Origin of the sequence: Micromonospora sp. URMC 103 (assembly GCF_051386435.1) — a bacterium.
In the GTDB taxonomy this organism is placed as follows: Bacteria; Actinomycetota; Actinomycetes; order Mycobacteriales; family Micromonosporaceae; genus Micromonospora.
Genome location: NZ_JBPQTR010000005.1, coordinates 342,752 through 364,177 on the forward strand (window position 1 = coordinate 342,752; position 21,426 = coordinate 364,177).

Genomic DNA, 21,426 nt, shown 5'->3' on the forward strand with positions numbered 1-21,426 from the left:
CCACACCGGTATCCGGGCGAACCGAGCAGGCGCCTCCGCCCGCAATCCCACGACTACGTGCGGTCAGGCCTCGAAGGCGGCATCGGCGACCGGGTAGCCGGCATGGCGGCGGCGGAAACCGCTCGGGCTCATCCCGTGGTGCTTCCGGAAGACCCGTGAGAAGTAGAAGGCGTCGTCGAAGCCGATCTCGGACGCGATCTCGGTGACCGTCGCGCCCGTCGTGTCGAGCAGCTGCCGTGCCCTCGCCATCCGCAGCGCCGTGTGGTGAGCCAACACCCCGCCCCCGGTCGCCCGGCGGAAGAGGGTGCTCAGATGCGACGGCGACACCCCCACCAGCCGGGCCAGCTCGGGCACCGTCACCTTCCCGTCGAGCCGTTCGGCCAGGTAGCTCATGGCGCGCTGTAGGGGATCCCCCGGTTCGGGAAGCAACCGGTCGACGCCGATCTGCGTGAGCAGCTTCCACGCGGTCCCCGCCGCGCCCAGCAGGCGGATGGGCGACTGGTCACGCTCGAGACAGGTGACGATCTCGTCCAGCAGCGCCACCGCCCGACCGACACCCCGGACCGGCACCACGGGGCGCTCGGTCGTGGCCTCCATGCACTCCGCGAGCTTCGACACGTCCGACCCCATGAGATGCGCCCACCAGATCGTCCAGGGATCGCGCTCGTCGGCGCCGTACTCGTGGGCGACGCCGCGGGGGATGACCAGCGCCTGCCAGGCGCCGATCCGATGCATGCCCGACCCGACGCGCGCCCAGCCCAGGCCCGAGGCGCACACGATGAGGACCACCTCGGGCGTGCCCCGGGGGCGGTGCATCCGGTGGTCGGCCGCATCCGGGTAGTACCCGGCATCGGTCACGAGGAGTCGACCGGTGATCGGGCGCCGCAGCGCCTCGGCGACGAGCGGACGGGGCACCGAGGCTATCCGCTGCCCGCGAAATCCCTCCTGGAGCGGCACCGGCCTATCGTGCGCGGTCAGCAGCGAATTGTCCATGCAGTGGGCCATCCGATCCGCCGCGACGAGGCCCCCGGACACCCAGGCCCCAGCCGCGCTGCCCGCACCGCTAGCTCCTCGGGTCCCCCTTCCAGTCCTGGACGAGGAGCCCGAGCAGCACCTCGTCCATGAACTCGCCCAGGACCCAGGCCGAGGAGCGCAGCACACCCTCGCGGACGAAGCCGTTACGCTCGGCGGAGCGCAGCATGGCGGTGTTGTCCGCCAGCGTCTCGATCTGCAGCCGCTGCAGGCCGCGTACGACGAAACCGTAGTAACACAGCACCGCGACCACGTCCGTCCCGTAGCCCTTGCCCCGGAACGACGGCCGCAGCCCCAGCCCGATGTGCGCGGACCGGTGGTGGCTGTCGATGCCCCACAGCGTCGCCGTGCCGACCAGCGTGCCGCCGTCCAACTCCACCACGGAGAACGGGACGTGCCCCTGCTCCGTGTCGTCCACCACGAGCCGCGGGTCCTTCGAGCCGGGCGTGATCGGCCGCCACGGCCGGCTCTCGGCCCGCGACGAGTTGACCACGTCGTCGTAGAGCTCGGCGAGCAGGACCGGGATGTCGTCCGCGTGCCGGGCCCGCAGCCCGATCGTGTTGCCTCGTAGCATGCGAGCTTCCTACCCGACCCGGCTGGCCGGCGGCAACCGATAACACGCAGCAGCGGCCGGCCGAAGAGACAGTGCCCAGGCCTGTCCTGTCGATGATGGTCGGGGTGCTCGAGTGGCTGCCTCGACCCTAGGATCGGGATGATGCAGGAGACACGGCTGACGGTTCGGCCAGCGAGCTTGGCGGATGTCGGTTCGTTGGTGGAGTTGCGCCTGGCCAATGCTGAGGCGCACCTTGCTCTCGACGCTGCCACCTACCGCGTTCCACAGCGTGACGCGGTAGTGCGCCACTTCGCGGCCGTGCTGGCCGACGAGGCCGGGCGGGATGCCGTCCTCGTCGCTGAGAGGCATGACGGCCAGGTGGTCGGGATGGTCGAAGTGCTGCGGCATTCCGATCCGCCGGACCATCAGATCCTGCGTCCTGAACCCTCTGCCCAGGTCCACACGGTCGTGCTGCCCGGTGCCAGAGGGCTCGGGGTGGGATCAGCGTTGCTGGCGGCGGCCGAACGGTGGGCAGGCGAGCGGGGGATCACGTACCTGTCGGCTGGCATCTACCACCGCAACGTCGATGCAGTGCGCTTCTATAGCCGGTACGGCTACACCCACGCCGGTCTGTCCCTCGGTAAGAGCGTGGACTAGCGGCCGCGGTGGCCGTCATCGGAGCCGGATGATGGCGGCGACGCGGATAAGGCCGGATCGGTAGAGGGATGCCCGTTTGGTCTAACGGATTGCCAGCCCGCGCACCGCCCCGCTCTGGTAGCAGCGCGATCACCGCCCACGCTTCATCGGCCAACTCAGCACGACGCACCACCGGCGCATCGCCAACGATCAACCACTCCAAGATCGAGAGGACCGCCTAGCTCTCCCGCACCCACGGCCGCAGCTTCTCCGGGTTGCGGACCACCCAGATCCGGGCGACTCGCCCGTCCGAGACGTCGAAGGACGCCACCGTCATGACGACGCCGCCGCGCTGGGCCACCAGGCCCGGCGCACCGTTGACCGACCGCTCCAGGAGTTCCATCCCCGGGGCCCTGTCGGCGATGGCGACCATGTACTGGGCGATGCGCTCGCCGCCCTCGATCGGGCGCAGGACGGTTCCGGCCATGCCGCCGCCGTCGGCGGTCATCACGGCGGCCGGGTCGAGGAGCCCGACGAGGGCCCCGATGTCCTTGCTCTCCCAAGCCGCTCTGATGCGCCGCACCACGGCGGCCTGTCCGGTCGTCGTCACCGGACCGCGCGGGAGGCTCACCCGCCGCCGGGCGGAGGCCGCCAGTTGCTTGCAGGCCGCGGGGGTCCGGGCGAGGACGTCGGCGACCTCCGCGAACGGGTACCGGAAGACGTCGTGCAGGACGTACGCCACCCGCTCGGCGGGCGTCATCGACTCCAGCACGACAAGGAAGGCCATGCCCACCGACTCGTCCAGGACGATCTGGTCGGCGGGGTCCACAGGGCCGGTGGGGCGGACGCCGTCGGCGTGGTTCCACTCGCCGCGGTCGGGCAGCGGCTCGGGCAGCCACGCGCCCACATAGCGTTCGCGGCGGACCCGCGCCGAGGTGAGCAGGTCCAGGCAGATACGGCTGGTGACCGTCGTCAACCAGGCGCCCGGGGACCGGATCTCCTCCTGCCGGCACCGAGGCAGTCCGTACCAGCGCGCGTACGCCTCCTGTACGGCGTCCTCGGCCTCGGTCACCGAGCCGAGCAACCGGTAGGCGACGTTGACCAGTTGGCGTCGCTCGCCGGCGATCTCGTCCGGGCTGGTCTGGACAGTTCCCATGCCTCCGGCCGCCCCTCGCCTTACCTTTCGCAACCCCACGTCGTCGGGCTGGTGAGACCTTAACGACCTACGCAAGGGGACTGTGACATGGCCACTCAGGTGACGGCGACGACGGCGACGGCGGACGGACGGCGCGGCTCCTCGTTCCTGCAGATCGCGATCGTCCTGCAGACGCTGACCATCTTCCTCCAGGCGGTCTCCGCCGGACTGCTGCTGACCTCGTCCTACGGCGAGACGCTGCACAGTGTCGGAGCCCGCGTGATGTACGGGGCGTCGATGCTGTACGTGCTCGCGGCGGTGCTGGCGTGGAAGCCGGGCGGTGGCTCTGCCCGCCCGGTCTGGCATGCGTCGGGATTCCTCGTCCTCGCCTCGATCCAGGTGGTGCTCGGCATCGCGCACGTCCCGTCGGTCCATCTTCCCCTGGGCGTCCTGATGTTCGGTCTGAGTGTGTTGGCGCTGGTCGGGCACCGCGGTCGATGAGGGCGTGGCGGTCGAGGGGCGAGTGTCGAGGGGAGACAAGAACGACCATCGTCATTACGCTCGGCTAGGCAACCAGGCGGAGCGTCGCCTGGATCTGATCTCAGGGGAGCAGGGATGAACCTTGGCAGGAAGGTGTCGGCCGTTACGGCGGCCGGCGCACTGGCCATCATCACGACCCTTACCGCCGGCGGACTGCCCGCGGCGGCACAGGCAGCCGGGACGGTGGCCGCGACAGCTGGCGATCCGATCACCCACGAGGACAACCCGCGGGTCCCCGAGGGGGCCGCGTGGACGGAGGCGTACTTCCCGTCCTCGGACGGCAGCGGCGTCGAGCTGCACGCCGACGTGCTGCGCCCGGCACACCTGCCGGCGAACGTGAGGACGCCGGTGATCCTCTCGATAGGCCCCTACTTCGCGCACGCCGGGCAGACCGGTCCGGAGGGGTGGGACCGGGTCGGGCCGTCGGCGCGTTTCCAGGACTTCGTCGACGGCGCCGACCTGATGGCGCGGGGCTACACCTTCGTGATGGTCGACCTGCGCGGCTTCGGCGGCAGCACCGGGTGCCTGGACTGGGTCGGCCCCGGCGAACAGGCCGACGTCCGAGCGGCGATCGCGTGGTCGGCCAGCCAGCCGTGGTCCAACGGCAGGGTCGGCATGTACGGCAAGTCCTACGACGCCGTCACGGGCCTGGTGGGCAACAACCTCCGGATGAGCGCCCTGAAGGCCGTCGTCGCCCAGGAGCCCGTCTGGGACATGTACAACTACCTGTTCAGCAACAGGGTGCCGCGCCCCAACGTCACGGGCACGCCGGCGGCGTACAACTCGATCGCGACGCTGCCTCCGATGGCCGACGACAGCGACCGGTACCGGGCGAACGCGCTCTACGAGACGAGCCACCCGGAGTGCTTGAGCGACAACATCACCAACAACACCAACCCCGACGCCGGTTCCGCGTACTGGAGGGCCAGGAACCTCGCGCGGGACGCCGCCGGCACCCGCACGCCGTTGTTCGTGACCCAGGGCTTCATCGAGTCCAACACCAAGCCCGAGGACATGGACGAGTACCTGGCCAACCACCGTGGCCCGGAGCGCGGTTGGCTCGGCCAGTGGGACCACGTGCGGGGCAACGACACCGACGGCGACGGCCGGTTGCAGATGGGTCGCGCGGGTTGGTTCGACGAGGTGATGCGGTTCTACGACACGTACCTCCGCGGCGCCCACCCGTCGGTGACCGATCCGGCGTACGTCGTCGAGGACAACCTCGGCAACTGGCGCGCGCAGAAGACCTGGCCGCTGGTCGCGACGTCGTACGACGCTCGGCTCTCCAGCGGTCGGTACGTCGACGACGGCGGTGCCGCCGCCGCGGCGACCGCGGAGCGCACCGCGGTGGACCAGGGCCGGTGGGACATGGAGCGGGCGCCGCGGACCGAGGCGCTCTCGCGTGCCGAGAAGGACGCCGCCACGCAGGGCGCCGCCGCCACGTCCAGCTTCTGGACCTGGTCGACGCCCGCCTCGCAGACGCTGCGGATCACCGGTACGCCGAGCATCACGCTCCGCGCGAGCACGAGCGGAAACGTGATGGTGCGCCTGTGGGACGTCGCTCCGGACGGCACGGCGACCATGTTCGACGAGAACGTCGCGCTGATCGAACGCGGCGGACGGCTCTCCTTCGACCTGAAGTCGACCGACTGGACCTTCAAGCGTGGGCACCAGCTCGGGGTCCAGATCGGGACCATCGACTCCAACAGGTGGCGGGACGTGCCCTCGGGCCACACGATCAAGGTCTCCGACGCCCGGCTCAACCTGGACGTGCAGAACCCGCGGTACGACGTGCCGACCCACGGTGACCGCTCGCCGTACCTGGACTCGTACCTGGCGGCGAACACCACCACGCTCAGCGACGTCGGCCGCGGCACCTTCCCGCTGCGGCTCTCCCGGCACGGCTGACCGAGGGGCTGCCCGGTGCCCGCCGTCGAGCGGGTGCCGGGCGGCCCGTCGCCGTCGCGCCCTCAGGGCGTCGTCTTGACGAGCTTCCCGTCGGGGCCGACGGCGAACCACACGTCGTCGACGCCCTGCCCGTCGACGTCCCCGGGGCCGACGTCCCCGACGTAGTAGTAGAGGGGCCAGCCGGCGTACGTGGCCTGGACGGTTCCCTCCGCCCGATCCGTCTGCGAGAGCAGCTCCCGGCTGGCGCCCGTCCCCGTCGTGGCGGGCTCGCGGCTGACCAGAGCTGGCCAGGTGGCGATGCAATCGTCGACGCAGCTGCTGGCGACGCCCTTGTCGTTGAGGAACGCGTACAGGGTCCGGCCGTTCTGGTCGGTCAGGATGGGCCCGAGGCTCGACTTCTCCACCTGGACACGTACCGCGTTCTGGGCCTGGGCGCTCCGGCTGTCCGTGGTGGCTGGCGCGCCCTGGTCGGCGGGTCCGGATGTGCTGCCGCAGGCGGCGGTGGTGGCGATCAGAGCCACTCCGAAGATGATCATCGGAGTACGCACGGGAGTCTCCTTCGAGCCGTCGACGTGGAGTCGCCGTCTACACGAGTGATCGCCTCCCGCGGTTCACCTCGCACGTCGAAATTGATCGTGAACCGAATCCCTCGTCGGCTCGTGTCCGCGATGAGTCGTGCCACGCAGACCCGCACGGCACCTACTTGTCGAAAGGACGCGCCCATGCGAGCTCTGCTTCGCGCCGTGTCGAGCCTGGCGCTCGGTGTGGCTCTCGCCGCGGTGGCGGGCAGCCAGGCGACGGCGGCCACACCGTCGGCTGGCACACCGTCGGCTGGCACGCACCCGAGCACCGCGACGTCACCGATGGGCCATGACATGGCCGGCATGGGGCACGGCGCGCCGGCCGCCGCGCCGGACAGGTCGGCCGCCATCCAACGAGCCAGGCTCAAGCCGGTCTACTTCGCTGCCGAGATGAACGGCCGCAACGCGGTGCAGGTACCGGGGCAGCCGGCGGGGGCGGGGCGGATCGTCGGCGACCTCGACGGCCGCGCCACCGGCCTCGTCCGGGTGCAGGGCGACCGGGTCACGTTCGCTCTCTCCTGGAAGGACATCAGCGCGCCGACGGTGGGTCACATCCACGAGGGGAGCGCCGAGGTCAACGGCCCGGTCAAGGTGTCGCTGTTCGCCACCCCGATGCCGGACACGGCGACCGCGGCCTCCGGCGTCCTGACCGTCGACGACCCGGCCACCGCCGACGCGATCCGCGCCGATCCCGGCAACTTCTACCTCAACCTGCACACCGAGGAGTTCCCCGCCGGCGCGGTACGCGGCCAGCTGAGCAGGCTTGCCCGGCCCACCGACCTGCTCGGTCTGCTGAAGAACGGGGCGATGGAGAAGGCGTTCCTCTCCGGTGACCAGGAGGTCCCGGTCGCCGACGGGCCCGCCGTCGGCGATGCGACGGGACGAGCGGTCGCCTTCGTGAAGGCCCGCAACACCCAGGTCGACTACTCGTTCGCCTGGGTGGCCATCACGCCGACTCTCGGCCACCTTCACAAGGGGCGGTTCGGCACCAACGGCCCGGTGGTCGTCCCGCTGTTCGGCACCGCGGTCCCCGCCACGATCGTGGCCATCTCCGGTACCGCCACCGGCCTCGACTCCGCGCTGGTCAAGGACATCGCCAAGCATTCGTCCGACTACTACGCCAACCTGCACACCGCCGACCTGCCCGGCGGCGCCGTACGCGGTCAGCTCTTCAACCGACGGTAACCGTCACCCCTGCGTTGGTGTCGCGGGCCATCCGGACATGGCGGGGTTCCGCCATGTCCGAGCTCCGCCAGTGATCATGCCGTCCAACCGACCTTCGATCGCCCCAGAATCTCCGACGGCGCTGCCGATCTTTCCCCGGTGGCCGCCGGAGGAGGAATACATGCGCAGATCGAAATACGGAACACGCCGCGCGACGACCGCGATTGCCGCGGCGATGGTGGCGTTGTTCGCACTGCCCCCCGGCGCCGCCGCGGCCGCGCCGACGCCCACGGGCGGCACCGTGCAGCCGCTGCGCAAGGTGGACCCGCAGGTGCTCGCCACCGTCCGCGCCGGGACCCCCACCAGCTTCATCGTCGATCTGGCCGACGAGGCCGAACTGGACGCCGCGGAACTCGACCGTGTCGAGCGCGCGGCCGGTGGCCGGGCCGGACGGGTGGCGCGGACCACCCGGGTCTACCAGACCAAGGTCGCGCACGCGGAACAGACGCAGCGCGGCCTGCGCACGCTCCTGCGGGACCGGCACGCCGACTTCACCCCGTTCTGGATCGCGAACGTCATCGAGGTGACCGGTGATCTGGATCTGCTCACCGAGCTGGCCGGCCGATCGGACGTCGCCCGGATCACCGCGGTGGGTGTGACGACGTTGGAGGAGCCGGTCAAGACGGCCGGCGCGGACGCCGAGACGCCGCTGCCGTGGAACCTCGCCGCGGTCGGTGCCGACAAGGTGTGGCGCGAGTACGGCACCCGCGGCGAGGGCGTCGTCGTGGGCAGCGTCGACTCCGGGGTGCAGTACGACCACCCGTCGCTGGTTCGCCAGTACCGGGGCAACAACGGTGACGGCACCTTCACCCACGACTACAACTGGTACGACCCGACCGGGTTCTGCATGTCCGAGGAGCCCTGCGACAACGCCGGGCACGGCACGCACACCGTCGGCTCGATGGTCGGCGACGACGGCGCCGGGCACGTCACCGGCGTGGCGCCGGGTGCTCGCTGGATCGCGGCGAAGGGCTGCGAACTCACCTACTGCACCGACACGTCGCTGCTGGCGGCCGGCCAGTGGATGCTCGCGCCGACCGACCACAACGGCGAGAACCCGCGTCCGGAGCTGTCGCCGGACATCGTGAACAACTCCTGGGGCGGCACCGGCGGTGACCCGCACATGTACGACACGATCGTCGACTCCTGGGTGGCCGCCGGCATCTTCCCGGTCTTCGCGGTCGGCAACGAGGCGGAGCAGGCACCGGAGCCGTGCGGCTCGGCGGGCCACCCCGCCACCAACCCGCAGACGTACGCGGTCGGCGCGACCGGCCCGGACGGCCTGATCACCGAGTTCTCCAGCCGCGGGCCGGGACGGGACGGCGCGGTCCGGCCGGACATCACCGCCCCCGGCGAGCAGATCATCTCCACCCTGCCCGGCGGCGAGTACGGCTACATGGACGGCACGTCGATGGCCGCGCCGCACGTCGCGGGCGCGGTCGCGCTGGCCTGGTCGGCGGTGCCGAACCTGCGCCGCGACGTGGTGACCACCCGCGAACTGCTGGACCGCACCGCGCACGACGTCGACGACCCACAGTGCGGCGGCACCGCGGCCGACAACAACGTCTACGGCGAGGGTCGGCTGGACGCGTACGACCTGGTGACGCAGGCGTCGGCGGCGCAGCTCGGCGGCGTCGTGGTGCACGCCGAGCGCGACGGTCACCCGCTGGCCGGGTCGCGGGTCACCCTGACGTCCGACCTGGTCACCCGGACCGCCCGCACCGACGCACGAGGCGCCGTACAGCTCGGCCGGGTCCCGGCCGGTGAGTACACGCTGACGGCGATCTACTTCGGGCAGCGGACCCAGCGGCGGACGATCACCGTGTCGCAGAGCGGCACGGTGAACCTGACCCTGGACCTCTCCGAGGCCGCGCCGTGGCAGCCGGTGCAGGGCAGGGTCACCGACCCGACCGGCAAGCCGGTCGGCGGCGCCCGCTTGACGCTCGCCGACGAGTCCTTCCCCGGGTTCGTCACCGACGCCGAGGGGCGTTACTCGGGGATGCTGCCCGAGGCCGACTACGTCCTGCTGGTCGAGTACGGGCGGTGGCTGGCCCCGGAGACGGTCGCGCTGACGGTCGACGGTCCGGAGACGGTGGACGTGGCGCTCGCCGCCAAGACCGACCGGCACGGCTACGCCGCCGGCGTCGCCGCCGCCACGTGGGACAACGGCGGCAGCGTGCTCGCCCTCACCGGCGACACCGCGAGCAAGGGCCTCGACCTGCCGTTCCCGATGACGTTCTACGGCACCACGTACGACCGGATCACCGTGCACACAGACGGCTACCTGACCTTCGGCTCCGACGCCGGCACCTCGGTCGGCGCCAACGGCCCGCTGCCCGCTCCGGCCGTGTCGGCGCCGGCGGTCTACGCGTTCTGGGACGACCTGGTCCTCGACCACGCCTCGACCGTGCGGACGAAGGCCACCGGGTCGGGGACGAACCGGCAGTTCGTGGTGAGCTGGACCCGGGCCGCGCTGAAGAGCGACCCGAAGGCCCGGGTCGACCTCCAGGTGCGGCTCGGCGAGAACGGCGCCGTCGCCATCCGGTACCGCAGGCTCGGCACCGGTTCGGCTGCGGCCGGCGGCTCGGCGACGGTCGGCATCGAGGACGCCAGCGGCACCAACGCGTTGACGTACTCGCGGGACGAGGCGGTGCTCGACGAGGACACCTCGATCGTGTTCCAGGTGCCGGGCCGGGGTCTGCTGCGCGGCACGGTACGCGACGCCAACGACCGCCAGCCCCTGGCGGGCGCGACCGTGCGGGTCGAGTCGCCGGACGCGCGGCAGCCGATCACCTCGACCACCGACGAGAACGGTTTCTACCAGCTGGAGGCGCCGGCCGGGCCCGTCACCGTGACCGCGTTGCAGCCCGATTACGACCTGCCGCCGGCCACCGTCACCGTGGTCGAGCGCAGGGTGGTCACGCACGACGCCGCGCTGCGTACGCCGCTGCTGCTCGCCAACAAGAGCAAGGTGTCGGTGAGCGCCCGCCCGGGACAGACCCGGACCGCGACGGTGACCCTCACCAACAGGGGTGACCTGCCGGCCACCTGGCTGGCCCGGGAGATCGACTCGCCGAAACCGCCGGCCGGCGTGCCCGGCAAGGTACTCAGCTCCTTCCCCGTCAAGGACCTCTACTACGCCTTCGGCGTCGGCTACCGCAACGGGGAGCTGATCGTGTCGAACTCGTACCTGTTCGGGCAGCTGCAGCGCTTCTCCGTCGACGGCACGTCGCAGGGCAAGGGTGTGCTGGACATCGGTGGCTGGCCCTCGGACATGGCGTACGTGGCCACGCGTGACCTCATGTGCGCGCCGAAGATGTCGTTCATCGGGGACCTGCCGATCGTCTGCTTCGACCCGGACACGCTGGAGGTCAAGGAGACGATCACCGGGCCGTGGGCCGGCAAGCTCTACTACGGGCTGGCCTACCGCGCCTCGGACGACACCTTCTACCTCAGCGGCGACGGGGCCATCCGGCACATCGCCGGCCTGTCGCACCCGCAGCCCGGTGCCGTGCTCGGGGAGTGCACCCCACCCGTCCCGTGGATGACCGGGCTGGCGCTCAACGAGGAACACAACGTGTTGTGGGGCATCAACCAGGACCGTGACGAGTCGATCTGGGCGATGGAACCGGACACCTGCCGGGCGCTCGCCTCGGTGCCCGACCCCGACCCGAACCCAATCAGCGGCGCCGGGCTCGACATCGACGAACAGGGCAACCTCTGGACGGTGGCCTACCGGAACCAGCCCTTCAGCAGCACGGTCTACCACGTCGACGGCTCGCTGCCCGCGTACAGCGACGTGCCGTGGCTGACCGCCGGGACCGCCGGTGCGGTGGCGCCGGGGGAGAAGGCCGAGGTGACCGTCACGGTCGACACCACCGGCCTGGCCCCGGGGACGTACGTTGCCACGCTGCTGATCAGCAACAACGGTGCGAAGAAGTCGGCCACGCCGGTCACCGTCTCGGTAACGGTCACCGGGTGACCACCGGGCCCCGCTGGACGCTCGCCGGGAAGCGGGGCCCGAACCCGGACGTCGAGAACCGTCCCGCCGACCCGCGGCGGGACGGTTCGAGGCCCGGTGTCAGAGCCAGTTGTTGCGGGCGACGAACCAGCCGAGCTGCATGCGGGTGGCGCTGCCGCTGACATCCATGAGCTGCCGCAGTCGCCGTTGCACGGTACGCATCGAGATGCCCAACTGGGAGGCGACCGCCTTGTCCGGCAGCCCCGTCATCAGCAGGGACAGGATCTGCCGGTCGGTCGGCGTCGGCACCGTCCAGCGGCCGGCGTCGTCGAGCACCGTGGTGGCCGGGGCGAGGCGCAGCGGCGTGGCCCGCTCCCAGATCTCGGTGAAGAGCGCCACGAGCACCTCGACCCAGGTAGCGCCGCGTACCACCAGCGCCCAGGGCTCGACGGTGTCGTCCCGGGACGGGAAGGAGAGCAGCGCCATCCGCCGGTCGGCCACCGCCAGCTTCGCGGGTAGGTCGGTCGCGACGCGGGCCTGCTCGCCCGCGGCGATGAACCGGCCGATGTGGGTCGAGGCACCCGGCCGCTCCAGGCCGCGCCGGTCGTAGACCACGCGGAAGCGTACGCCCCGACCCAGCAGTTCCAGCTCCGCCGGGTTGTCCGAGAAGTCGGCAGCGTACGGCGGACGCTCGAAACCGAGCACCTCCTCCTCAGCGCCGCGCAGGAACTGGTCGAACGTCTGCAGTATCGCCGTCACACCCACGACCATCTGGACGCCCGGGTCCGTCGGCTCCGCCGCGCGCTGCTGCCGCAGCCACTCCCGCAGGTCGATCCGCGCCTCCTGAAGCTCGCGGATGCGCTGGGTCAGCAGGGAGTCGATGGCCAGGTCGGGCGGCGTCGCCCACGCCTGGTCGGCGACCACGCGTACGAGGCCGCAGCGAGCGAGCGAGTCGAGCGCCGCCACCGGGTCGTCGGCATCGGTGGCGAAGCGTTTCGCGAGTTCCGTCGTGGTGCTCGGGCGGCCGCCGACCAGGGCCAGGTAGATCTTCTCTTCCAGCTCGGTCAAACCGAATGCGCTCAGCACTGTCCACCACATCGACTCGGACTGCCCCACCGGTGCTGTGGGCCGCTGGGTTGATCTTGAAGCGATCCCAGCAGGAGCGTCAAGGGGTTCCGACCAGTCCGCTGTCCGCGTGCGGACGGTGGTGGTTGTCGTGGGTGTTCCGGACCGGGATCGCACTCCGGTCCGGCCTTGTCATTGATCCACGCCTGTCGTGCGGGTGGTGGAGTTGTCCAGCGCAGGGGTTCTCGGCCGCTGGGTTGCCGCGACGAGTGCGGCTGAGGCGCACAGGGCAGCGGTCCAGGCAAGCGTGGCGCCGGCCGAGGTGTGGTCGGCGATGGCCCCGGCCGCCCACGGGCCGACGGTCTGGCCGGCGGCGAAGACCGTGGTGAATGCGGAGAGGGTGGGTGTCCAGTCCTCGGGGCGCGTCGCGCCGCGGATGGTAGTGGTGACGGCGGCCGGAACGGTCATGAAGGTGGCGCCGTAGGTCAGGACCGAGACGGCGAGGACGGCTTTTGACGAACTGACGAGGGGGAGGATGCTCGCGGCGGCGAGGAGAGCCAACAGCGCGGTGAGGACGCGGGCCGGGGGCCAGCTGCCGATCAGAGGGTCCCACACGCGCGGTGCGGCCATGGCGCTGATCCCCAGCAGGGTCCACAGCATGCTGATCTGCCAGGTGGGCGTGTGTTCCTGACTCAGGGCGGCTGAGAGGAAGGTGACGTAGGCGATGTAGCCGCCTGCGAAGAGCAGGTAGGCGACGGCGGTGCGCCACAGGCGCCGTACCCTGCGTCGGCCCGCGGACGCCTGGAGCTCGGGTCCGTCGACGTCTGCGGCGGTCCAGCTGGCGGCGGTGGCCAGGACGGCGAAGGCGGCCAGGCCGATCCAGGCCATCGGCCAGTCGTGCGGGGCGTGCGCCATCAGGCCTGGAAGGGATGCGCCACTGACGGCGACGCCCAGCCCGGCGCCGGAGAAGTAGATCGTGATCGGGGCCGGCGAGCGCACGGCGGCGGCGCGGCGCGAAGCGATCACACCTCCCGCTACGAAGACCAGGGCGCCGCCGATGCCTGCCGCCGTACGTGCGGTGAGCAGCGCCAGGTATGCGCTGCTCACCGCGGTGGCGGCCAGGGCCAGGGCGGTGATCACCATGCCCAGGCGGAAGGTGACTGTCGGCCTCCATCGCCGCGCCGCGATGCCGGCAAGCGCCGCACCCAGAAGGTATCCGGCGCTGTTGGCGGTCGTGAGCGCACCGGCTTGCGCAAGGCTCCAGTGCAGATCGGTTCGCATGGCCGGCAGGAGCAGGCCGTAGGCGAAGCGGGAGATCCCCAGGGCCGACGCGGTTCCGAGGGCCAGTCGTACGGCGGTCCACCGGTACCCGGGAGCCTGCCGGACGCCAGAACCCGCCTCCGCAGGGATCGGGATCCGGTTCATCGGGAGGCGTCTCTCAGGTGCCTGTCCAGGAAGGCGAGGACCGTACGGGCGAGGGCGACCCGATGGTCGGACAGGGCGTGGTCGGTGTGGAAGACGTGGTGCTCGAGGTCCGCAACGGGGTGGGCGAGGTAGGCGTCCACCAGTGGCCGGTGGTGGATGCCGGCGGGGGTGACGGTGTCGCGGTCGGTGCCGATCAGCAGCACGGGGCGGGTGGCCAGCCGCGGCGCGAGACGGGCGAGGCTCCACGAGTCCCCTGCCGCCTCCATCTCGGTGACGAGCGCCGGCGCGCTGGTGCCGCGCAGGGGGAGCAGTTCGCCCGCCCAGTCTTCGAGGTAGGCGTCCCGCACGGCCGGGTCGCTCCGGCAGGCGGCGGCGGCCGTCCCGAAGTCGAAGCCGGCCACCGAACCGACCGCGGCCACGCCCGGATCGGCGGCCGCGGTCATCAGCGCGGCGAAGCCGCCCGCGCTGTGGCCGATGACGGCCAGCCGGCGCGGGTCGAGAGCGTGGGCGGTGACTGCCTCCGGCTCGCGCAGGCGGGCGACCACGCGAGCGGAGTCCTCCAGCATGTGCGCCCACGACCAGGAGCCGTCCATCCCCCATGAGCCGCGGTAGTGGAACACGAGCGTCGCGTATCCGGCCCGACGCAACGCCTGCGCGAGGTCGAAGTTCCGCTCGTTTCCGGGGAAGCCGTGCAGCAGGACGACGACGGGGTGCGGGCCGGGGCCCGGCGGCAGGTGCAGGACGCCCAGCAGCGTGGTGCCCGCGCTCCGAAAGGTCACGGGCACTGTGCGCGCGGCAGGTCCCTGTGCAGGGACGGGATCGGTGACGAGGGGATCCGACACAGACTACTCCTCAGATAGAACCGACCGGTTCGATCGGGAGGTTAGCAGGACATCGAACCGACTGGTACCATTTATCCGTGCCCGTTCCCAAAGGCAGCAGCCTCGATCCGGACCGCACCCGCGCGGCGGTCCTGCGCACCGCGGAGAGCGTCCTCTATGCGCGCGGTCTCGACGGCGTGGGCATCGCGGAGCTGTGCGCCGAGGCGGGCATCTCCAAGGAGACGCTGTACCGCCACTTCGGGTCGAAGGACGGGCTCGTTCGTGCCGTCCTGGAAGCCCGCAGTGACCGCGTCACGCGCTGGCTGGCCCGGGCTGCCGCCGACGCGGGCGACGAGCCGGCCGCCCAACTCGCCGCCGTCTTCGACGCCCTCGCTGTCTGGTTCAACGAGCCCGGCTTCCGTGGCTGCGCGATCGTCAACGCCGCCACCCAGCACCACACCACTCCGGCCAGCACCATCGCGGCCCGCCATCTCGGCCGCCACCTGGACATGCTCACCGGGATCGCCACCCGAGCCGGAGCCGCGGACCCCGCCGCTCTGGGGCGGCAGCTCCTCCTGCTCCTGGAAGGCGCGATCGTGGTCGCCGACCACCATGGAGGCGCCGGCGCCGCCGACGACGCCCGGGAGGCGGCCCTGGCCCTCCTGAGCAGCGCGACCAAGCGTCGCGGTGCCAACCACCCCTGATGCGGGTTGCGGACGTGCGATGTCGAGACGCTAAACCGCGATCCAGCCCCCGTCTCCCGCCGGGCGGCCCGGAGATCCTGTCCTTCCGTGTGGCGACTGCTGTTCGAGTATCAGCTGTCTGAGTTCCTGGGTGCACCGGGTGAGCGCGACGTAGAGGCCGTTCCAGCCGCGCGGTTCGGCCGCGATGCCGTGGGGGTCGATGAGCAGCGTCGCGTCCCACTCCAGTCCCTTGGACTGGGTCGCGGTGAGCACCGACACGTCGTCCAGCGCGGCTCGGAGCTCGGCGATGCGGGCTGCGGGGGCGATGACGCCGACCGTGCCGCCCTGCCAGCGTTGCTGCAGCTGTCGCACGGCTTGGACGGCGGCGCCGGCGAGCTCGCCGGGTGTGGTCGTGAGCGCCCAGGGGGCGATGCCGGAGGAGCGTACCGCCCGCGGCGGCGCGTTGTGGCTGCCAGCTTTCTGCAAGACCGATTCGGTGAGGTCCATGACCTCACGCGGGGTCCGGTAGCAGATGGTCAGTTCCGCGGCGGTCCAGCGGTCTCCGAAAGCAGCGTGCACCGCCTGTGCCCAGCTGGTGTGCCGGTGCGCTGCCTCCGCCTGGTCGATGTCGCCGACCGCCGTGATGGAGCGACTGGGACAGCGGCGCAGGACCATCTGCCACTGCATCTCGGACAGCTCCTGTGCCTCGTCGATGACGACGTGGCCGTACACCCAGCCGCGCTGCCGGCGGGCGTGGTCGGCGACGAACTCGCCCTGTGGTTGCGGGGCTTCGACCTCGCCCAGCAGGTCGGCGAGGGCGTCGAGCAGGGGGATGTCGCTCGATGCCCACGGGGCGGCCTCGGCCGAGACGGCGGTGATCTCCTCCGGGGACATCTGCGGGGCGAACCGGGCCAGCAGGGTGCGGTCGGTCAGGAGATCACACAGCAGGGTCTCGGCGTCGAGGGTGGGCCACCATGCCTCGACGAACCGGGCGATGCTGGCGTTCCCGGCTATGCGAGAACGGAGGCTCTCTATCTCCTCCTCGGAGAGCAACCCGTCGACGTCACTGCCGGTGGACCTCCTGTCGAGGTGGTGGTCATGCTGCATGCTCCTGTCGACGCGGGCGAGGATGTCCTCGAACCCCTCCTCCATCTCGTTCATGAGGGCCTCGCGCTGCTCGACGACGGCTTCGGCAAGGAGGTGGTGCAGCTGCTCGGCGAACGCCGCGCGGGCGCGGTGGTACGGGCGTCCCTGCACCGCCGAGGCGAGTGCCTGTGCCACCGTTGCGGCTGCGATGACGTAGAACTCGCCCTCCCAGCGCAGCTTCAGCTCACGGGGGCGGGGGAGCAGCGACGTGACGTAGTTTTCGAGCGCGGTTTGCCAGAGGGCGCGGCCCTTGATCTCGGCGACGAGCCGGCTCTCGTCGCGGCCCACGCGGATCCCGGGCAGCAGGGTGTCGCAGGTCGCCGAGACGACGGCGGTCTCACCGAGCGCGGGCAGCACCTGGGCGATGTACTGGAGGAACCGCGGCGAGGGGCCGAGGACGAGGACCGCCTGGTCGGCCATCTTCGGGTGGGCGAACAGCAGGTAGGCGACGCGGTGCAGGGCAACGACGGTCTTGCCGGTGCCGGGACCGCCCTGAACGATCAACGGGCCGGTCGCCTCGGCCCGGATGATGTCGTCCTGTTCGCGTTGCAGCGTGGAGATCGCCGTCGACATGCGGCCGGTGCGCCGCTGGTCCAGGGCGGCCAGGAGGGCGCCTTCACCGACGAGTTCCGCCGTTATGGTCCCGTCCAGTGGCTCGTCGTCCACGCCGACGACGACCGACCCCGCCGTGCGTATGTGACGCCTCCGTGCCTGACCTTGTGGGTCGACGGCCGTCGCGGTGTAGAACGGTCGCGCTGCGGGCGCGCGCCAGTCCACCAGCAGTGGCTCGCTGTCCTCGCCGTCGTCGCGGAGACCGACACGGCCCACGTGTCGCACGGTGCCATCGAGGCCGTCGAGGCGGCCGAAGACCAGCCCTTCCCGTGCTCGCCGGAGCTCCTCGTACTGCTGGCGGAGCATGCGCTGCCGGGCCCGTTCCAACGAGTCCAGGGCCTTCGACGAAAGCTCGGCCTCTAGGTGGTCGATCAGTCTGTCGCGCCGGGCCGTGGCCACGTCGAGAAACTCCTGTTCCTCGGCGACCGCGGATCGGCGCGCGACGTCCTCTGCGGTGGAGGTCGACGGTTCGCCGCCCGGTGTTACGTCGCTGACGTCACCAGTGCCGTCGTTCAGAGCAGAATTCCGGCGCATTCGCAAGCCCCTGTATCGGTGTTTCCGCTGGCCCGGATGAGCCGCAGCGGCGGCAAGCATAGAGGCGATTTCCCCTCGTCGCCCAGGAACTCCGTCGGCAGAGATGGGCATCTCAATTCCTTGCCGTTCCGGGTCGATTGTGGCCTCACCCCATCGTGATTCTTCATTGACAGTTCGATCCTTATCTGATCTGAATGCCGATGGTGAGACTGCTCGCGCGCCTGCCCTTCGGCTGGCTCAGGGGATGACCCGCTGGGCACAGGCTGCGGGACAGGAACGACGCCGGCGTGTGGCAACGACTGCATGAGGTCCTGCTCGGCAAACTCCGCGCCGCCGGGCGGCTTACCGACTGCTATCGCCGGCAGTTACGCACCAAGGCCATGACCCGCGCCATCAGCTCTTGACGCCGACTTTGACGGTGAAAGGGTCAGGAGTTGTTAGCCCACCGGGACGATGCGTTTGATGGTCGATCTGCTCGAGCCATCGGGTTACCTGAGGACATCGGCAGCACGGGCACCCGGAAGCACCCGATGACGATGACGACGGTGATGTTTGATCATGGCGACGTTTTGGTGGGAAACGCAAACGGGCACAGCCCCTAGACGTCCTGCGCGTCGTTGACGCTCAGGACGATCTTCCCGCGGTGGGATCCGTGCTCGGCCGTCTCGTGCGCGTCGGTCGCCTTCTGGACCGGAAAGACGGCCTCGATCCGCACCGTGAACCGGCCCTGAGTGAACAGCTCGGCTGCGGTAGGCAGGCCGTGCCGGCCGTCGGGCTCAGCGGGCCAGTTGTCCCATCGACAGGCGGACGCCGTGCTCGGGGGCGGTGGAATCGGCCAGGCTCACCACGGCTGCCGGGCCGCCGGTCAGCTCGAGCACATCGCCATCGCTTCACTACGGCGACTGCCCCCGACGACAAGCGCCCAAGTGATCGGCAAGCTCGCCGACCTCATCCTCGCCGGACTGCGCGCGTCGCCGCCATCGACGGATGGCTCTGACCGACTTCGACACAGGCCGTAGCCGGGTCATGGGTCGAGTTGCGCGGTGATCGCGCAGCAGCCGTGGCGCTGCACCGCGCCTTGGCCATCAGCGGCGATCGCAGTTGAACACCGCGACGTCTCCGGTGGCCTGTAGACGCGCCACGTCGGTCGGACAGGGACGAGCCGACGTGGCGTCCGGCAGCTCGTGCCGGTAGAGGACCCGGCCGTACGCCGATCCGCCGGCAGCCGTCACGGAAGGCCCCGACGTGACGCACGAGCCTGGCGCACGACGGCTCGTCCGTCGGCCCACCGCTATCTCAACAGAGTGACTGCGACCGTCGTGGCGCGCATGATCTCGTCCCCCTGGATGGCGGACTTCCTGCCGTTGCCACCCGCCCATCCGAACACGACGCTGGACGAGCTCGTGGCACTGCAGACGCTGCCGCACGGACGAATCCGTGAGGATGTGACGGTGGTCCCGCTCTACTCGCCGTCGCCTTACACGGCGCTGCGCGGTGGGCGGGGGAGCGGTCGAGGGCCCGCGGATGCCTCCCCCCACGGCCCTCGCTCTCGGCGACGCCCGGCCGAAGATCGCCGCAGGGCTCGACCGAGCCTGCCTGTTCTGGATCGAGAGCCACTTCACCGACCTTGCCGAACACGCCGCAGCGCACCTCCCCGACGTCACCATCAGCCGCGACCTCATACCGGCGACGGACGGCTTGGTGGTCTGGTCCCGGCCGATCACACCGCAGCAGATAACGGCGGTCTCCTGGACCAGCAGCGACGACGGTTGGCAGCTCGTGAAATACCGCACGATCGGCGGCGGCCTCGACGCGACACCCCTGCAGCGCCTGCGCGAACAGGTCGGCTGGCTCGCCCCCATACGCGCTGCCCACGTACACGAGACGCAGACGCTGCCCAGTGGTGGCCATCCCGCGGCGGCACTGGTGGCCACCTGGTTGCTCGTCGCACAGAAGGCCGCCGACATCACCGAAGCAGACGTCGGCAAAGCCCTCCGCAAGCGCTACGCCCGCACCAACCGGCCTGCGCAAGAGGTGCGGATCGTCCGCATCCGCGCCCACCAGGCCACCCGCACGCCACCGCGGACCGAACCGACTGCCGACGACCCGGAAAGTGGCTACCGCAGCCGGTTCTGGGTCTCCGGGCATTGGCGCAACCAGCCGTACGGGCCGGGCAGATCACTACGCCGACCCGTCTACATCAGCCCCTTTCTCAGAGGCCCCGACGACGCGCCGATCATACTCAGCACCACCGTGCGCGTGCTTCGCAGCCACCGACTCGAAAGCGGTGATCATCGCTGAACCGTAGGCATGTGGTGGCAGGAGACGTCCTTGCCACCACATGCGGGCGGCGACCCGTGACGTGGTGGTGATCGGCGGCTGCCAGGTGGGCTTGGCGGTCCGCTACCGCCTGCGCGAACCCCGTGGGCTGCCGGCTGGCTCCGGCGACGTTGGCGATGGCTTCGTAGCTCCATGGCAGGAACTATCGTGCGCGGAATGCATATACCGGTCGAGAGATCGTGGCGGCGGATCATTACCTGGTTGTCGCGGCACGCGCCGGTGACCGCGGCGGCGATCCGCCCACCCGCGGGCGCTGCGGAGGTCCGCCGCACCCAAGAGGCTGTGGGTCGTTTCCTGCCGGCTGACCTGCTCGCCTGGTGGCGGCTGATGGACGGCATCGCCGACGCCAACTACGCGGCCGGGTTCCCAATCCCCTCGCATCACCTGCCGCTGTCCGTAGCCGAGGTACGCGAATGGTTCGCCAGCCTCTCACGGTTCGCCGACCAGGACTGCTGCGGCCCGGGCGGTGCTCATGCCACAGCGGCCGGCGAGCCCTCGGTCGGGTTCTGCACCGCCACCGTCCCGATCTGCCGGGACCTAGCCGGTGACGTGCTCGTGGTCGACCTCCGCGATGGTGCGCGCCATGGCTGCATCATGGCGTGGTGGGCGGAGGAAGGCTATGTCGAGACGGACTGGGCCGGGACAGCAGCCATGCTCGCCGATACCGCCGACCAGCTCGACGACCCGAGGCGGACTGAGATCGTCGAAGGCGGCGCGCTGCGGTGGAACTAGGGCGGCTGTCAGAGCTTGCTGGTCACGGCCATTGGGCGGCGGTATGAGCCGGGCTGGCGCGGCTGGTGCAAGTGGCGGACGCAAATCGCCGATTGAAAATCGGGAAGGCTCCCGGTTCGACGCCGGAGGGGAGACTCTGCTTCACCTTCCCTGGGGCCAGCGCTGGGTAGCTCCTTCGGGGTTGACGGTCCGGGCAGCATCGACGGACGGACTGGGCTGGAAGACGTCACCCGTCGCCCCGGCTCCGCCGGGTCTGGTGCGCCTCGCGCCTCTGAGGCGCCGCACCGCCTCGGCTCCGGCCGCTCCCGCCGCACCTCCCGCCGCAAGCAGCCCCGCCATCAGTGGCCATGGCATACGACGACGCTTCACGGCTTGTTGCCTCTTAGGAGCACGACGAAGAGGAACGGCTGGTTGCCTCTTCAGATACCTCTGCGCTGTCATTTTCTCATTGTCGGCACCCGTGCCGAGCCATGTGGCTAAATCGAGGCCCGCAAGTGG

General features: G+C 70.7%; 17 protein-coding genes. 8 read left to right on the plus strand and 9 right to left on the minus strand.

Annotated features, from left to right (window positions below; translation table 11 throughout):
* Positions 1-63: 63 nt before the first annotated feature.
* Positions 64-957 (minus strand): AraC family transcriptional regulator, encoded by an 894-nt coding sequence (locus tag ACSNOA_RS14840; RefSeq protein WP_436658790.1) that lies wholly within the window; start codon positions 955-957, stop codon positions 64-66.
* Between the two features lie 106 nt (positions 958-1,063).
* Positions 1,064-1,606, minus strand: coding sequence for a GNAT family N-acetyltransferase (locus tag ACSNOA_RS14845; protein ID WP_436658792.1), 543 nt, complete (start codon positions 1,604-1,606; stop codon positions 1,064-1,066).
* 141 nt (positions 1,607-1,747) lie between these two features.
* Between ACSNOA_RS14845 and ACSNOA_RS14850 the strand changes: the two genes are divergently transcribed.
* Entirely contained in the window at positions 1,748-2,242 is a 495-nt protein-coding gene (locus ACSNOA_RS14850; RefSeq protein WP_436658794.1) for an N-acetyltransferase family protein, read from the plus strand.
* A gap of 217 nt (positions 2,243-2,459) precedes the next feature.
* Here ACSNOA_RS14850 and sigJ read toward each other — a convergent pair whose 3' ends face one another.
* A complete protein-coding gene (gene sigJ / locus ACSNOA_RS14855) occupies positions 2,460-3,377 on the minus strand; it encodes an RNA polymerase sigma factor SigJ (RefSeq protein WP_436658796.1) in 918 nt (305 codons plus the stop codon).
* 87 nt (positions 3,378-3,464) lie between these two features.
* Between sigJ and ACSNOA_RS14860 the strand changes: the two genes are divergently transcribed.
* A complete protein-coding gene (locus tag ACSNOA_RS14860) occupies positions 3,465-3,857 on the plus strand; it encodes a hypothetical protein (protein WP_436658798.1) in 393 nt (130 codons plus the stop codon).
* Positions 3,858-3,971: 114 nt separating this feature from the next.
* Entirely contained in the window at positions 3,972-5,804 is a 1,833-nt protein-coding gene (locus ACSNOA_RS14865) for a CocE/NonD family hydrolase (protein ID WP_436658800.1), read from the plus strand.
* Positions 5,805-5,866: 62 nt separating this feature from the next.
* Here the strand turns inward: ACSNOA_RS14865 and ACSNOA_RS14870 are convergent, their stop codons facing one another.
* Positions 5,867-6,352 carry a COG4315 family predicted lipoprotein gene (locus ACSNOA_RS14870; protein ID WP_436658802.1) on the minus strand — a complete coding sequence of 162 codons (486 nt, stop codon included), beginning with the start codon at positions 6,350-6,352 and terminating at the stop codon, positions 5,867-5,869.
* Positions 6,353-6,526: 174 nt separating this feature from the next.
* Between ACSNOA_RS14870 and ACSNOA_RS14875 the strand changes: the two genes are divergently transcribed.
* Both ACSNOA_RS14875 and ACSNOA_RS14880 read left to right on the plus strand, forming a co-directional pair.
* Positions 6,527-7,570: a CHRD domain-containing protein gene (locus ACSNOA_RS14875; protein ID WP_436658804.1), complete on the plus strand. Its 1,044-nt coding sequence runs from the start codon at positions 6,527-6,529 to the stop codon at positions 7,568-7,570.
* A 160-nt stretch (positions 7,571-7,730) separates the two neighbouring features.
* Positions 7,731-11,591 carry a S8 family serine peptidase gene (locus ACSNOA_RS14880; RefSeq protein WP_436658806.1) on the plus strand — a complete coding sequence of 1,287 codons (3,861 nt, stop codon included), beginning with the start codon at positions 7,731-7,733 and terminating at the stop codon, positions 11,589-11,591.
* A 99-nt stretch (positions 11,592-11,690) separates the two neighbouring features.
* Here ACSNOA_RS14880 and ACSNOA_RS14885 read toward each other — a convergent pair whose 3' ends face one another.
* The 3 genes from ACSNOA_RS14885 to ACSNOA_RS14895 form a co-directional block, all read right to left on the minus strand.
* A complete protein-coding gene (locus ACSNOA_RS14885) occupies positions 11,691-12,656 on the minus strand; it encodes a helix-turn-helix domain-containing protein (RefSeq protein ID WP_436658808.1) in 966 nt (321 codons plus the stop codon).
* A gap of 171 nt (positions 12,657-12,827) precedes the next feature.
* Entirely contained in the window at positions 12,828-14,060 is a 1,233-nt protein-coding gene (locus ACSNOA_RS14890; protein WP_436658810.1) for a YbfB/YjiJ family MFS transporter, read from the minus strand.
* Positions 14,057-14,839 (minus strand): alpha/beta hydrolase family protein, encoded by a 783-nt coding sequence (locus ACSNOA_RS14895; protein ID WP_436658812.1) that lies wholly within the window; start codon positions 14,837-14,839, stop codon positions 14,057-14,059. Before ACSNOA_RS14895 ends, ACSNOA_RS14890 begins: the two co-directional genes overlap by 4 nt.
* A gap of 140 nt (positions 14,840-14,979) precedes the next feature.
* Between ACSNOA_RS14895 and ACSNOA_RS14900 the strand changes: the two genes are divergently transcribed.
* Entirely contained in the window at positions 14,980-15,585 is a 606-nt protein-coding gene (locus ACSNOA_RS14900; protein ID WP_436658814.1) for a TetR/AcrR family transcriptional regulator, read from the plus strand.
* A 30-nt stretch (positions 15,586-15,615) separates the two neighbouring features.
* On the opposite strand, the gene ACSNOA_RS14905 is transcribed toward ACSNOA_RS14900, so the two are convergent.
* Positions 15,616-17,721, minus strand: a complete 2,106-nt coding sequence (locus ACSNOA_RS14905; RefSeq protein ID WP_436658816.1) for a HelD family protein — start codon at positions 17,719-17,721, stop codon at positions 15,616-15,618.
* Positions 17,722-18,454: 733 nt separating this feature from the next.
* On the minus strand, positions 18,455-18,613 hold the full coding sequence (locus tag ACSNOA_RS14910; protein ID WP_436662303.1) for a zinc-binding dehydrogenase: 159 nt from the start codon (positions 18,611-18,613) through the stop codon (positions 18,455-18,457).
* Positions 18,614-19,380: 767 nt separating this feature from the next.
* Between ACSNOA_RS14910 and ACSNOA_RS14915 the strand changes: the two genes are divergently transcribed.
* Positions 19,381-20,157, plus strand: coding sequence for a hypothetical protein (locus ACSNOA_RS14915; RefSeq protein WP_436658818.1), 777 nt, complete (start codon positions 19,381-19,383; stop codon positions 20,155-20,157).
* Positions 20,158-20,328: 171 nt separating this feature from the next.
* Positions 20,329-20,928 carry an SMI1/KNR4 family protein gene (locus tag ACSNOA_RS14920; RefSeq protein ID WP_436658820.1) on the plus strand — a complete coding sequence of 200 codons (600 nt, stop codon included), beginning with the start codon at positions 20,329-20,331 and terminating at the stop codon, positions 20,926-20,928.
* Positions 20,929-21,426 lie beyond the last annotated feature (498 nt).

Bases quoted from the DNA above. Each gene is read 5' to 3' on its own strand.
- ACSNOA_RS14845 (WP_436658792.1), bottom strand. From the start codon at position 1,606: ATGCTACGAGGCAACACGATCGGGCTGCGGGCCCGGCACGCGGACGAC.
- ACSNOA_RS14850 (WP_436658794.1), top strand. From the start codon at position 1,748: ATGCAGGAGACACGGCTGACGGTTCGGCCAGCGAGCTTGGCGGATGTC.
- sigJ (WP_436658796.1), bottom strand. From the start codon at position 3,377: ATGGGAACTGTCCAGACCAGCCCGGACGAGATCGCCGGCGAGCGACGC.
- ACSNOA_RS14860 (WP_436658798.1), top strand. From the start codon at position 3,465: ATGGCCACTCAGGTGACGGCGACGACGGCGACGGCGGACGGACGGCGC.
- ACSNOA_RS14865 (WP_436658800.1), top strand. From the start codon at position 3,972: ATGAACCTTGGCAGGAAGGTGTCGGCCGTTACGGCGGCCGGCGCACTG.
- ACSNOA_RS14875 (WP_436658804.1), top strand. From the start codon at position 6,527: ATGCGAGCTCTGCTTCGCGCCGTGTCGAGCCTGGCGCTCGGTGTGGCT.
- ACSNOA_RS14880 (WP_436658806.1), top strand. From the start codon at position 7,731: ATGCGCAGATCGAAATACGGAACACGCCGCGCGACGACCGCGATTGCC.
- ACSNOA_RS14890 (WP_436658810.1), bottom strand. From the start codon at position 14,060: ATGAACCGGATCCCGATCCCTGCGGAGGCGGGTTCTGGCGTCCGGCAG.
- ACSNOA_RS14915 (WP_436658818.1), top strand. From the start codon at position 19,381: ATGCCTCCCCCCACGGCCCTCGCTCTCGGCGACGCCCGGCCGAAGATC.
- ACSNOA_RS14920 (WP_436658820.1), top strand. From the start codon at position 20,329: ATGGCAGGAACTATCGTGCGCGGAATGCATATACCGGTCGAGAGATCG.